12 protein-coding genes are annotated in these 13,139 nt (G+C 70.9%); 4 read left to right on the forward strand and 8 right to left on the reverse strand.

The window, feature by feature from the left end; all coding sequences use genetic code 11:
• Positions 1–148 precede the first annotated feature (148 nt).
• Positions 149–964 carry a LuxR C-terminal-related transcriptional regulator gene (locus tag ACIQ9E_RS24345; protein WP_403710611.1) on the forward strand — a complete coding sequence of 272 codons (816 nt, stop codon included), beginning with the start codon at positions 149–151 and terminating at the stop codon, positions 962–964.
• Here the strand turns inward: ACIQ9E_RS24345 and ACIQ9E_RS24350 are convergent.
• Positions 923–1,420 carry a MarR family winged helix-turn-helix transcriptional regulator gene (locus ACIQ9E_RS24350; protein WP_006348795.1) on the reverse strand — a complete coding sequence of 166 codons (498 nt, stop codon included), beginning with the start codon at positions 1,418–1,420 and terminating at the stop codon, positions 923–925. The genes ACIQ9E_RS24345 and ACIQ9E_RS24350 overlap by 42 nt on opposite strands.
• A gap of 131 nt (positions 1,421–1,551) precedes the next feature.
• On the opposite strand from ACIQ9E_RS24350, the gene ACIQ9E_RS24355 reads away from it, so the two are divergent.
• The gene (locus ACIQ9E_RS24355) at positions 1,552–2,385 is read left to right on the forward strand and encodes a trans-aconitate 2-methyltransferase (protein ID WP_403710314.1); all 834 of its coding nucleotides are present in this window, start codon (positions 1,552–1,554) and stop codon (positions 2,383–2,385) included.
• A 112-nt stretch (positions 2,386–2,497) separates the two neighbouring features.
• On the opposite strand, the gene ACIQ9E_RS24360 is transcribed toward ACIQ9E_RS24355, so the two are convergent.
• Positions 2,498–3,232 carry a TetR/AcrR family transcriptional regulator gene (locus tag ACIQ9E_RS24360; RefSeq protein WP_130585052.1) on the reverse strand — a complete coding sequence of 245 codons (735 nt, stop codon included), beginning with the start codon at positions 3,230–3,232 and terminating at the stop codon, positions 2,498–2,500.
• Positions 3,229–4,284, reverse strand: a complete 1,056-nt coding sequence (locus ACIQ9E_RS24365) for an acyl-CoA desaturase (RefSeq protein ID WP_403710316.1) — start codon at positions 4,282–4,284, stop codon at positions 3,229–3,231. Before ACIQ9E_RS24365 ends, ACIQ9E_RS24360 begins: the two co-directional genes overlap by 4 nt.
• A 240-nt stretch (positions 4,285–4,524) precedes the next feature.
• Between ACIQ9E_RS24365 and ppc the strand changes: the two genes are divergently transcribed.
• Both ppc and ACIQ9E_RS24375 read left to right on the forward strand, forming a co-directional pair.
• A complete protein-coding gene (gene ppc / locus ACIQ9E_RS24370) occupies positions 4,525–7,266 on the forward strand; it encodes a phosphoenolpyruvate carboxylase (RefSeq protein WP_403710318.1) in 2,742 nt (913 codons plus the stop codon).
• 123 nt (positions 7,267–7,389) lie between these two features.
• On the forward strand, positions 7,390–7,989 hold the full coding sequence (locus ACIQ9E_RS24375) for a Uma2 family endonuclease (RefSeq protein WP_403710320.1): 600 nt from the start codon (positions 7,390–7,392) through the stop codon (positions 7,987–7,989).
• Here ACIQ9E_RS24375 and ACIQ9E_RS24380 read toward each other — a convergent pair.
• The 5 genes from ACIQ9E_RS24380 to glmU all read right to left on the reverse strand — a co-directional run bounded on the left by ACIQ9E_RS24380 (position 7,976) and on the right by glmU (position 12,713).
• Positions 7,976–8,440 carry a hypothetical protein gene (locus ACIQ9E_RS24380; protein ID WP_403710322.1) on the reverse strand — a complete coding sequence of 155 codons (465 nt, stop codon included), beginning with the start codon at positions 8,438–8,440 and terminating at the stop codon, positions 7,976–7,978. The two genes, ACIQ9E_RS24375 and ACIQ9E_RS24380, sit on opposite strands and share 14 nt — an antisense overlap.
• A 67-nt stretch (positions 8,441–8,507) precedes the next feature.
• On the reverse strand, positions 8,508–9,119 hold the full coding sequence (gene pth, locus ACIQ9E_RS24385) for an aminoacyl-tRNA hydrolase (protein WP_403710324.1): 612 nt from the start codon (positions 9,117–9,119) through the stop codon (positions 8,508–8,510).
• Positions 9,120–9,342: 223 nt separating this feature from the next.
• Positions 9,343–9,933, reverse strand: coding sequence for a 50S ribosomal protein L25/general stress protein Ctc (locus ACIQ9E_RS24390; protein ID WP_403710326.1), 591 nt, complete (start codon positions 9,931–9,933; stop codon positions 9,343–9,345).
• A gap of 244 nt (positions 9,934–10,177) precedes the next feature.
• On the reverse strand, positions 10,178–11,155 hold the full coding sequence (locus tag ACIQ9E_RS24395; RefSeq protein WP_366258131.1) for a ribose-phosphate diphosphokinase: 978 nt from the start codon (positions 11,153–11,155) through the stop codon (positions 10,178–10,180).
• A gap of 109 nt (positions 11,156–11,264) precedes the next feature.
• Positions 11,265–12,713 (reverse strand): bifunctional UDP-N-acetylglucosamine diphosphorylase/glucosamine-1-phosphate N-acetyltransferase GlmU, encoded by a 1,449-nt coding sequence (gene glmU / locus ACIQ9E_RS24400; RefSeq protein ID WP_403710328.1) that lies wholly within the window; start codon positions 12,711–12,713, stop codon positions 11,265–11,267.
• Positions 12,714–13,139: the final 426 nt, after the last annotated feature.

Genomic DNA, 13,139 nt, shown 5'->3' on the forward strand with positions numbered 1-13,139 from the left:
CCGGTGTTGATCAGGGGACGAGACAGCGGGGTACGACGCCCGGGGTGGGGTATTTCAGTCACTGCACGGCGACGGCCGGGCGAGGCTGACGGTCCGTCTCGGGCGCTCTGTTCGCACCGAGCCGTCCTCCGACACAGGGGGTGTGTCTGTGATCCGTATCCGGGTCCTGGTGGTGGACGACCACCGAATCTTCGCCGAGTCGCTCGCCGCCGCCATGGCTGCCGAGCCCGATGTGGACGTCGGCGCAGCGGGCAGCGGGCCTGCCGCGTTGCGATGTCTGGAGCGCGCGGTCGCCGACGGGCGGCCGTTCGACGTGATGCTGGTCGACGCCGATCTGGGGGCCGCCGTCGTTCCCGGGCCGGGCGGCCGGGCGCCGGTCCCGCGCGCCGTGCCCGACGAGGGCGGCGATGCGCTGGACGGTCTCGTGGACGGACTGAGCCTGGTCTCAGGGGTGCGATCCGGCCAGCCCGCGGTCCGCTGCGTCGTCCTCGCCGAGAAGGACGATCCGCGCCGCGCGGCCCTCGCCCTCCAGGCGGGTGCCTCCGGCTGGGTCGCCAAGGACTGTTCACTCCAGCGACTTCTCGCCGTGATCCGCGGGGTGCTGCGCGACGAGACCCATCTGCCGCCGGCGCTGCTCACCGGGGTCCTTCGGGAGCTGACCGCCGCGCGCAAGCACCGCACCGAGAGCGAACGGCTGGTGGAGTCGCTCACCCCGCGCGAGCGCGAGGTACTGCGGTGCATGGTCGCGGGGCTGGGGCGCAAGGCGGTCGCCGAGCGCCTCTTCCTCTCCCCGCACACCGTCCGGACGCATATGCAGAACGTCCTCGGCAAACTCGGGGTGCACTCCACCCTCGCGGCCGTGGCGCTCGCCCGCCGGGCCGGGGTCGGCCCCGCCGACCCCGCGGTGAAGCTCTCCGGCGGACTAGCCGGGAATGTTGTCGAACGGGGCGGTCAACTGGCGTAGCAGGGCGGCCAGCTCCGCCCGCTGCGCCCGGGACAGCTCCGCGAGGATCGCGCGCTCCTGGGCGAGCAGCCCGGCGAGCGCGCGGTCCGCGCGATCGCGCCCCTCGGGGGTCAGCCGGACCAGCACTCCGCGCCGGTCCGAGGGGTCCGGCAGCCGTTCCACCAGGTCCCTCTTGGCCAGTCTGTCGATCCGGTTGGTCATCGTGCCGGAGGTCACCAGGGTCTGGGTGAGGAGCTGTCCGGGCGAGAGCTGGTAGGGCGCGCCCGCGCGCCGCAGCGACGTCAGTACGTCGAACTCCCACGGCTCCAGATCGTGCTCCGAGAAGGCGAGCCGCCGGGCCCGGTCCAGATGGCGGGCCAGTCTGGAGACGCGGCTGAGCACCTCAAGCGGTTCCACGTCGAGGTCCGGGCGCTCGCGGCGCCAAGCTGCGACCAGTCGATCGACCTCGTCCTCCATGACGATCAGTGTAGAGGGTCCCTCGATATGAAGTCTCTTGACGTCAAGAGATAATGTGATGGATGGTGGAGCAGGGACGGGCGGGGCGCCCGTCCGGCTTCTGCCGTCCGCCGCCGTGAGGGAGTCGCGCCGTGAATTCCGCACCGATCTGGGATCCCCACCAGTACCTCCGCCATTCGGGTCACCGGGCGCGCCCCTTCCTCGACCTCCTCGCCCGGATCCCCGATCCGGCCGCCCCGGCGGCCGAAGGCCGGCCGCCCAGGATCGCGGACCTCGGCTGCGGGCCCGGGAATGTCACCGCGCTGCTGGCCGACCGCTGGCCCACCGCCGAGATCACCGGCTTCGACCATTCGCCCGAGATGCTTGCCCGCGCCGAGCAGGAGCACGCCGGGCCCACCCCGGGCGGCGGCCGGCTCGACTTCCGGGCGGCCGACGCCGTGGACTGGACGCCCGACGGGCCGTACGACCTGATCGTCTCCAACGCGGCGCTCCAGTGGGTGCCCGGCCATGCCGGTTCCTTCGCCCGCTGGACCGCGGCCCTCACCCCCGGCGGCACCTTCGCCTTCCAGGTCCCCGGCAATCACGGAGCCCCCAGCCATACCCTGCTGGGCACCCTGTGCGGGCAGCCCGAGTGGCGGGACCGGATCGGTGAACACTGGAGGGGCTCCGCCCACGTGCTGTCCCCGGCCGGCTATCTGGAGCGGCTGACCGGTCTCGACTGCGCGGCGGACGTCTGGGAGACCACGTACCACCAGCTCCTGACCGGCGAGGATCCGGTCCTGGACTGGGTCAAGGGCACGACGCTGCGGCCCGTGCTGACGGAGCTGGGCGACGACGAGGAGGCCGTCGGCGCCTTTCTGGAGCAGTACGGGGAGCTGCTGCGGGAGGCGTATCCGGCGGGGCCGCGGGGGACGGTCTTCCCGTTCCGCCGGATCTTCGCGGTCGCGCTGAAACCGGTGCTCTGACCGGCCCGTTTCCGACGGGTCCGGACCCCGGAGGTGCCGCCACCCGCCCGGGTCCGCCTCCGGCGGCACCCCGCCCCGCCCGGGAGCGCACCGGCAGGGCCCGCCGCCCCCTTCAGCTCTTGCGGTGGCCCATCAGCCGGGGCTTCTGCTCCAGACCGTCGAGACCGTGCCACGCCAGATTCACCAGATGCGCCGCCACCTCGGCCTTCTCGGGCCGGCGGGCGTCCACCCACCACTGACCCGTCAGGGCGACCATCCCCACCAGCGCCTGGGCGTACAGCGGCGCCAGCTTCGGATCGAAGCCGCGATGCTTGAACTCCAGACCCAGAATGTCCTCGACCTGTGTGGCGATATCGCTGATCAGCGAGGCGAACGTGCCCGTCGACTGGGCGACCGGCGAATCCCGGACCAGGATCCGGAAACCGTCCGTGTACGTCTCGATGTAGTCGAGGAGCGCAAAAGCCGCCTGCTCCAGCAGCTCCCGCGGATGCCCGGCGGTCAGCGCGCCCGTCACCATGTCGAGGAGCTGGCGCATCTCACGGTCGACCACCACCGCGTACAGGCCCTCCTTGCCGCCGAAGTGTTCGTACACCACCGGCTTGGACACCCCCGCGTTCGCGGCGATCTCCTCCACCGAAGTGCCCTCGAAGCCCTTCTCGGCGAAGAGCGTGCGACCGATGTCCAGCAACTGCTCGCGGCGCTCGGCGCCGGTCATCCGCACCCGGCGCCCGCGCCGCGCCGAGGGCCGGCTCTTCGCGGCGCCCGCCGCGGTCGCCGGGCCCGCCGCGTTCGCTGCGTCTATCTGGGTATGGGTACTGCTGCCTTCGGTCGCCACGTCGTCCATCATGCCGTGTCGACGGCCCCGGTGTTCCCGGGGGACGTGGCCCGCCGGGCGGCGATCCGGTCGTCACTGGGCCAGCGGACGTCGTACGCCCAGCCGAGCTGTTCGAACCAGCGGATCACCCGCGCACTGGAATCGACCTGGCCGCGCAGCACTCCGTGGCGTGCCGAGGTCTGGTCCGCATGGTGCAGGTTGTGCCAGGACTCGCCGCACGACAGCACCGCCAGCCACCACACATTGCCCGACCGATCACGTGATCGGAACGGCCGCTTCCCGGCCGCGTGGCAGATGGAATTGATGGACCAGGTGACATGGTGCAGCAGCGCGACCCGGACCAGCGACCCCCAGAAGAAACCGGTGAACGCCCCCCACCAGGACCAGGTCACCAGACCGCCGACCACGGCAGGGAAGGAGAGGGAGAGGAGTGTGTAGAAGACGAAGTGGCGGGAGACGCGGCGGATCGCCGGATCCTTGATGAGATCCGGGGCGTACTTGTGCTGCGAAGTCTGCTCCTCGTCGAACATCCAGCCGATATGGGCCCACCACAGGCCCTTCATCAGCGCGGGCACGGTCTCCCCGTACCGCCACGGGGAGTGCGGGTCGCCCTCGGCGTCCGAGAACTTGTGGTGCTTGCGGTGGTCGGCGACCCAGCGGACCACCGGACCCTCCACGGCCAGCGAACCCGCGACGGCGAGCGCGATCCGCAGCGGCCGCTTCGCCTTGAAGGAGCCGTGCGTGAAGTAGCGGTGGTAGCCGACGGTGATGCCGTGGCAGGCGATGAAGTACATCGACACCAGCAGCCCGAGGTCCAGCCAGCTCACCCCCCAGCCCCAGGCCAGCGGCACGGCCGCGATCAGCGCCAGGAAGGGGACGGCGATGAAGAGCATCAGGGCGATCTGTTCGAGGGTCCGCTTCTCGTCACCACCCAGCGTCGCGGAGGGCAGTGCGCCGGACTCCCCGCCGGGGGCGCTCCCCGCGGCGGAGCCGTCGCCGGGCTCCTCGTCCGGTGGGGTGCCCGGGCCCGGGACGTCGTCGAGCAGGTCGGGGCTAGTCGTCATGAAGGGTTCCCCTGGGGGGTGAAGGAGTGAGCGGTGTGTCCGCGGTCGAGCCGTCGTCCCGTGGAGCTACGGCTGCGTAACCTACGGCGACGTAAGTATGGCAGCGCACGGCCCGGGGGCAAGAGCCCCTCCTAGCGGTACCGGGGTGGTGGACACCTATCCTGGGAGCTGCCGGACAGCGCGGTCCGCCGACTCCAGAACCCCTCCAGACGTGCTCAAACACCGCAAGGAGCAGCACCTGTGAGCAGTGCCGACCAGACACCCACGGCCAGCGCAGAACTCCGGGCCGACATCCGCCGACTGGGCGACCTCCTGGGCGAGACCATCGTCCGTCAGGAGGGACCCGACCTCCTCGACCTCGTCGAGCGCGTACGCGCCCTGACCCGCAGCGACGGGGAAGCGGCCGCAGCACTCCTGGGCGATATCGACCTGCCGACCGCCGGCAAGCTGGTCCGCGCCTTCTCCACCTACTTCCACCTCGCCAATGTCACCGAACAGGTGCACCGCGGGCGGGAGATGCGCGAGCGGCGCGCCGCCGAGGGCGGGCTGCTGGCCCGTACCGCCGACCGGCTCAAGGACGCCGACCCCGAGCATCTCGCGGCCACCGTCCGCAACCTCAACGTCCGGCCCGTCTTCACCGCGCACCCCACCGAGGCCGCCCGGCGCTCGGTGCTCAACAAGCTCCGGCGGATCGCCCAGCTCCTGGAGACCGACGGGGCCGGGTCCGGCGGGCCCGCCGAGCGGCGCCGCTGCGATCTGCGGCTCGCCGAGAACATCGACCTCGTCTGGCAGACCGACGAACTCCGGGTGGTCCGGCCCGAGCCCGCCGACGAGGCCCGCAACGCCATCTACTACCTCGACGAACTCCACGCGAACGCCGTCGGGGACGTCCTGGAGGACCTCGCCGCCGAGCTGGAGCGGGTCGGCGTCGAGCTGCCCGCCGGCACCCGGCCGCTGACCTTCGGCACCTGGATCGGCGGTGACCGCGACGGCAACCCGAACGTCACCCCCGCCGTCACCCGGGACGTGCTGATCCTCCAGCACGAGCACGGCATCACCGACGCCCTCGCGCTCGTCGACTCGCTGCGCGGACTGCTCTCCAATTCCATCCGCTACGCCGGGGCCACCGACGAACTGCTCGCCTCGCTGGACACCGATCTGGAACTGCTGCCGGAGATCAGCCCCCGCTACAAGCGGCTCAACGCGGAGGAGCCGTACCGCCTCAAGGCCACCTGCATCCAGCAGAAGCTGGAGAACACCCGGACCAGACTCGCCAAGGGCACCGCCCACGAGCCCGGCCGGGACTACCTCGGCACCGCGGGTCTGCTGGCCGATCTCACCCTCATCCAGACGTCGCTCCGGGCCCACCGCGGCGGGCTCTTCGCCGACGGCCGGATGGACCGCACCATCCGCACCCTGGCCGCCTTCGGGCTCCAGCTCGCCACCATGGACGTCCGCGAGCACGCCGACGCCCACCACCACGCCCTCGGCCAGCTCTTCGACCGGCTCGGCGAGGAGTCCTGGCGGTACGCGGACATGCCGCGCGAGTACCGGCAGAAGCTGCTCGCCAAGGAACTGCGCTCGCGCCGCCCGCTGGCACCGACCCCGGCACCGCTGGACGCCGCCGGGCAGAAGACGCTCGGGGTCTTCCACACCGTGCGCGAGGCCTTCGAACGGTTCGGACCCGAGGTCATCGAGTCGTACATCATCTCCATGTGCCAGGGCGCGGACGACGTCTTCGCCGCCGCCGTCCTGGCCCGCGAGGCCGGACTGCTCGATCTGCACGGCGGCTGGGCGAAGATCGGCATCGTGCCGCTGCTGGAGACCACCGACGAGCTGCGCGCCGCCGACGTCATCCTCGACGAGATGCTGTCCGACCCCTCCTACCGGCGGCTGGTCTCGCTCCGCGGCGATGTGCAGGAGGTCATGCTCGGCTACTCCGACTCGTCGAAGTTCGGCGGCATCACCACCTCCCAGTGGGAGATCCACCGGGCCCAGCGCCGACTGCGCGACGTCGCCCACCGGCACGGGGTACGGCTCCGGCTCTTCCACGGCCGCGGCGGCACCGTCGGCCGCGGCGGCGGCCCCACCGCCGACGCGATCCTCGCCCAGCCGTGGGGCACGCTGGACGGCGAGATCAAGGTGACCGAGCAGGGCGAGGTCATCTCCGACAAGTACCTGATCCCGTCGCTGGCCCGGGAGAACCTGGAGCTGACGGTCGCCGCCACCCTCCAGGCGTCCGCGCTGCACACCGCGCCCCGCCAGTCGGTGGAGTCCCTGGCCCGCTGGGACGCGGCGATGGACACCGTGTCGGACGCGGCCCACGCGGCGTACCGCAGGCTCGTCGAGGACCCGGACCTGCCCGCGTACTTCTTCGCCTCCACCCCGGTCGACCAGCTCGCCGACCTCCACCTGGGCTCCCGGCCCTCCCGCCGCCCCGACTCCGGGGCCGGGCTCGACGGGCTGCGGGCCATCCCGTGGGTCTTCGGCTGGACCCAGTCCCGGCAGATCGTCCCCGGCTGGTACGGAGTCGGCTCGGGCCTCAAGGCGCTCCGCGAGGCCGGTCTGGACACCGTGCTGGAGGAGATGTACGAGAAGTGGCACTTCTTCCGCAACTTCCTCGGCAACGTCGAGATGACGCTCGCCAAGACGGACCTGCGGATCGCCCGCCACTACGTCGACACCCTGGTGCCCGAGGAGCTCAAGCACGTCTTCGCGGACATCGAGGCCGAGCACGAGCTGACCGTCCGCGAGGTGCTCCGGATCACCGGCGGTGAGCGGCTCCTCGACTCCCACCCGGTGCTCCAGCAGACCTTCGCCATCCGCGACGCCTACCTGGACCCGATCTCGTACCTCCAGGTCTCCCTCCTCGCCCGCCAGCGCGAGGCCGCGGCCCGCGGCGAAGACCCGGATCCGCTGCTCGCCCGCGCCCTGCTGCTGACGGTCAACGGCGTCGCCGCGGGCCTCCGCAACACCGGCTGACACCGGCCTCCGGCCACGGCTCGTCAAGGCGCTTCCGGCTCCGCCACCCGATGGGGGGACGGGGCCGGAAGTGTCCGGCTACCGTGGACGGGGTAGGCCATGATCCCGTCCATGGGAGGAACGATGACTGCTGAGCCCGTGCAGCACTGGCCTGTGCCGCCCCTGGACGGATACACCGTGGACGATCTGCTGACGCTGCCCGGCCTCCCGCCGCATACGGAGTTGATCGACGGGAGTCTGGTTCTGGTGAGTCCGCAGCGTTACTTCCACTATGCGGTGATCAAGCTTTTGGAGAACGGGCTCCAGCTCACGCTGCCGGAGCATCTTTGGATCGTCAGGGAGATGACCGTGATCATCGACCGGCGCAACGGTCCGGAGCCCGATGTTTCTGTGATCCGGGCCGAGGCTCTGACGAGCATGAATCAATCGCGCTTCCAGGCTTCGGACGTCGTCCTTGCGATCGAGGTGGTCTCACCCGAGTCGATGTCGAGGGACCGGGACACCAAGCCGCACAAGTACGCTGCCGCCGGCATTCCGCACTTCTGGCGGGTGGAGCAGACGGGGAACGAGCAGCCGGTGGTCCATGTATTCGAGCTGGATCAAACCACCAGGAGCTATGTGCACGCGGGAATGCACCGCGACCGGCTCAAACTGGATGTCCCTTACGAGATTGCGATCGATCTGGAGATTCCGCTCCCCCCGGTCCGCCCTACAGCAGAGTGAACGTCGCCACGGCGATCGCCGCCCCCGTCGCGGCCGTCGCCGCGGCCACCCGGGGCAGCGCCAGGCCGCCCGCGATGACGATCGACGCGAGGAGCAGCGCGCCCGCCAACGGGAGCCAGGCGTGGAGGGCGCCCGCCGGGCCGGTGCGGACCAGTTCCTTCGTACCGGGCTTCAGGACCACCTTCAGCACCGCGCCCTTCTCGACCGCGATCGACTTCTCGATGGTCAGCCCGGTCCTGGCCGGTGCGGGGGCCTTCGGGGCGTAAGCACCCGTACAGGTGTCCTCGCCGCAGTCGGCGACGGTCAGGGTGCCGTGCTCACGGCCCTTGGCCAGGACGACATGCTGGGCGGAGTCCCAGGAGGCCCGGAATCCGGCCACCAGCAGCAGCACGGCGACGGCTCCCATGGCGGCTCGGAGGGCACCGAGGAGCGCGCGGTTCACGGACGGCATGAGCCCGGATCTTTGGCCATGAGGGCACACCGCGTCAACCACCGTCCCCGGTGGGATCCGGCGGCCGTCAGGAGTTGTACGTGCTCTGCGCCCGCTCCAGACCCTCGGTGACCAGGGCTTCCACCGCGTCGGCGGCCCGGTCGACGAAGTAGTCCAGCTCCTTGCGCTCGGCGCCCGAGAAGTCCTTCAGAACGAAGTCGGCGACCGGCATCCGGCCCGGGGGGCGGCCGATGCCGAACCGTACCCGGTGGTATTCGGGGCCCAGCGACTTGGTGATCGACTTCAGGCCGTTGTGGCCGTTGTCCCCGCCGCCGATCTTCAGCCGCAGGACGCCGTAGTCGATGTCCAGCTCGTCGTGGACGGCGACGATGTTCGCCACCGGGATCTTGTAGAAGTCCCGGAGTGCGGTGACCGGGCCGCCCGAGAGGTTCATGTACGACATCGGCTTCGCCAGCACCACCCGGCGGCTGCCGGGCCCGGGGCTGCCGAGCCGGCCTTCGACGATCTGGGCCTGGGCCTTCTGGCCGCGTTTGAAGGTGCCGCCGATCCGGTCGGCGAGCAGATCGGCGACCATGAAGCCCACATTGTGGCGGTTGGCGGCATAGCCGGGGCCGGGGTTGCCGAGACCCACGATCAGCCAGGGGGCGTTGGTGCCGGTCGTCGCATCGGTGGTCGTCATGGGGTGATTCTCTCCGTCGGGGGTGGCGGGAGGCGGGGCGGGCCGTATCCGGAGTCCGGAGCGTCCGGGGGCACGGAGGTACGGGGGACGGCGGCGGCGCACGCCCGGCGGGCCTCCGGACCGGCCGCGGGGCATCGGGCGTCCCGGGCCGGGAAACGCGGTCGCCGCCCGCTCCCCGGCGGGGTGCGGGCGGCGACCGTACAAGCAGTGACGCCGGGAGTGCTTAGGCCTCCGCGGCCTCCTCGCCCTCGGCAGCCTCGGCGGCGGGCTCCTCGGCCTGCGCGGCCAGGACCTGGAGGACGACCGCGTCCTCCTCGACGGCCAGGGTCACGCCGGACGGCAGCGCGATGTCCTTGGCGAGGACGGAGGCGCCGGCCTCCAGGCCCTCGACGGAGACCGTGAAGGACTCGGGGATGTGGGTGGCCTCGGCCTCGACGGGCAGCGAGTTCAGGACGTGCTCCAGGAGGTTGCCGCCCGCGGCCAGCTCGCCCTCGGCGACGACGGGGACCTCGACCGTGACCTTCTCGCCGCGCTTGACCAGCAGCAGGTCGACGTGCTCCAGGTGGCCCTTCAGCGGGTCGCGCTGCACGGCCTTCGGGATCGCCAGCTCGTTCTTGCCCTCAAGGTCGAGGGAGAGCAGGACGTTCGGCGTACGGAGCGCCAGCAGCAGCTCGTGGCCCGGGAGGGTCAGGTGGACCGGGTCGGTGCCGTGGCCGTAGAGGACACCGGGAACCCGGTTGTCACGGCGGACGCGGCGGGCGGCGCCCTTGCCGAACTCGGTACGGATGCTCGCGGCGAGCTTCACCTCGGACATGTGCACTCCTCGCACAACAGACGGATACGGATGGTCACCCGGCCGCGAACGGCCTGCTACGCCTGATGCGAAGAGCGCGTCGATAACGGACCGCCGTACCGCTTCCGGTACGGCCTCCCTCGCCGAGCAACCTCAGCAGTCTACGCGAAAGGGCCGCGCTCTCCGAAACGGAGAGCGCGGCCCCTTGATCCGCCGACCCGGACCCGTCCGACCCGAGGGCCGAGGGCGAACCGAGCCCCGGAAGTTACGCCTGCTCCTCGAAGAGGCTCGTCACCGAACCGTCCTCGAAGACCTCGCGCACGGCGCGGGCGATCGTCGGCGCCATCGACAGCACCGTGATCTTGTCCAGCTCCAGATCGCCGGGGGTGGGCAGCGTGTTCGTCAGGACGAACTCGCTGACCTTGGAGTTCTTCAGACGGTCCGCCGCCGGACCGGAGAGCACACCGTGCGTCGCCGTCACGATGACGTCCTCCGCGCCGTTCGCGAACAGCGCGTCCGCCGCGGCGCAGATCGTGCCACCGGTGTCGATCATGTCGTCGACCAGGACGCAGACCCGGCCCTCGACATTGCCGACGACCTCGTGGACGGTCACCTGGTTGGCGACGTCCTTGTCCCGCCGCTTGTGGACGATGGCCAGCGGCGCGCCGAGCCGGTCGCACCAGCGGTCCGCGACCCGGACCCGGCCGGCGTCGGGGGAGACCACGGTCAGCTTCGACGGGTCGACCTTCGCGGCCACGTAGTCCGCCAGCACCGGCAGGGCGAACAGATGGTCCACCGGGCCGTCGAAGAAGCCCTGGATCTGGTCGGTGTGCAGATCGACCGTGAGAATACGGTCCGCGCCCGCCGTCTTCATCAGGTCGGCGATCATACGGGCCGAGATCGGCTCACGGCCGCGGTGCTTCTTGTCCTGCCGCGCATAGCCGTAGAACGGAACGATCACGGTGATGCTCCGGGCGGAGGCCCGCTTCAGAGCGTCGATCATGATCAGCTGTTCCATGATCCACTTATTGATGGGAGCCGTGTGGCTCTGCATCAGAAAGCAGTCGGCACCGCGCGCGGACTCCTGGAAGCGGACGTAGATCTCGCCGTTCGCGAAGTCGAAAGCCTTGGTCGGAACCAGGCTGACACCCAGTTGATGCGCGACTTCCTCGGCCAGCTCGGGGTGGGCGCGGCCGGAGAAGAGCATGAGCTTCTTCTCGCCGGTCGTCTTGATCCCGGTCACAGCACTGTCTCCTCAGAGGGTGTTCTCTGGCCGCGGGCATGGGAAATCGCGAGCCAGCCGAATGTGTGCACGTATCACGGTACGCCGTCTTTGGCGCACCTGTTTCCGGTCAGTTCTCGACGGACGCCTTGTCCGACGCCGCCGCGGCAGCCTGTGCAGCGGCGCTCCCCGGCCGCTTGCGGGCCACCCAGCCCTCGATATTCCGCTGCTGGCCACGGGCGACGGCCAGGGAACCGGCCGGCACGTCCTTGGTGATCACCGAGCCGGCCGCGGTATAGGCGCCGTCCCCGACCGTGACAGGAGCCACAAACATATTGTCCGAGCCGGTCTTGCAGTGGGAGCCGATCGTGGTGTGGTGCTTTGCCTCACCGTCGTAGTTCACAAAGACGCTGGCCGCGCCGATATTGCTGAAATCACCGATCGTGGCATCGCCGACATACGACAGATGGGGGACCTTGGTGCCCTCGCCGATCGTGGCGTTCTTCATCTCGACGTAGGTACCGGCCTTGGCCTTCACCCCGAGCCTGGTGCCCGGACGCAGATAGGCGAAGGGGCCCACGGAGGCGCCGTCGCCGATCTCCGCGCGATCCGCGACCGCGTTGTCGACCCGGGCGCCCGCGCCCACGACGGTGTCCGTGAGCCGGGTGTTGGGCCCCACCTCGGCGCCTTCGGCGAGACGGGTGGCCCCGAGCAGCTGGGTGCCCGGGTGGACGATGGAGTCCGGCTCGAACACGACGGTCGCGTCGACCTGGACCGATGCCGGGTCCACGACCGTCACTCCGGCGAGCATCGCCCGCTCCAGCAGCCGTGCGTTGAGCAGCCCGCGGGCTTCCGCGAGCTGGACCCGGTTGTTGATGCCGAGGATCTCCCGGTGGTCGGCGGCGACACTGGCCCCGACCCGGTGCCCGGCCTCCCGCAGGATGCCGAGGACATCGGTCAGATACTCCTCGCCCTGGCTGTTGTCCGTACGGACCTTCCCCAGCGCGTCCGTGAGCAGCTGCCCGTCGAAGGCGAACACCCCGGAGTTGATCTCCCGGATCGCCCGCTGGTCCTCGGAGGCGTCCTTGTGCTCCACGATCGCGGTCACGGCGCCCGACACACTGTCCCGCACGATCCGGCCGTAGCCCGTGGAGTCCGGGACCTCGGCGGTGAGCACGGTCACCGCGTTGCCGTCGTCCGCGTGGGTCGCGGCCAGCGCGGTCAGCGTCCCGCCGGAGAGCAGCGGGGTGTCGCCGCAGACCACGACGACCGTCCCCGTGACGGACTGCCCCAGCTCTTCGAGGGCGATCCGGACCGCGTGGCCGGTGCCGTTCTGCTCGGCCTGGAAGGCGGTACGGGTACCGGCGTACCGTTCCGTCAGATGGCCCCTGACCTGTTCTGCGGCGTGGCCGATGACCACGACCAGGTGCTCGGGGTCCAGCTCGCGCGCCGCGGTGACGACATGGCCCACAAGGGACCGCCCGCAGATGTCATGGAGGACCTTGGGGGTCTTGGACTTCATGCGGGTGCCCTCACCCGCTGCGAGGACGACGACGGCTGCCGGGCGGTTGGCGCTCACGGGTATGCCCTTCGGCTTCGGGTGGTGGACATCCGAAGGATACCGGGGCGTCTGACCAGCGAAATGACCAGGGAAACCCAAGATCCGCCCAAGAGCCGCCGGGCGGTGCGCGCCGCGGCGAAATGTCCCGGCTGTGTTCCCGAGCGGGTCCCGGGCGTGGCTCGGGGCGCGGGCCGTTACCCGGGTCGGGGCTCGGTTCTCGGTACGGGCCGGGGCATGGTCCGGAGTTCCGGCCTCCGAAGCCTCCGGGCCTCGGAACCTCTGCACCCCCCCGGAATCCCCGGAAACGGGCGCGGGGGCCCGCCCCCCACCCCCCGGGCCCCCCCCCCCCCCCGGGGGGGCGGGGCGGGGGGGCGCGGCCGTCCGGCGGCCCGGGAGGCAGGCCGCGCCGACGTCTTAGACCCACCACCACAGGTGAGCCCCGGG

The sequence above is a fragment of the Streptomyces sp. NPDC094448 genome (assembly GCF_044763775.1).
Classification (GTDB): Bacteria; Actinomycetota; Actinomycetes; order Streptomycetales; family Streptomycetaceae; genus Streptomyces.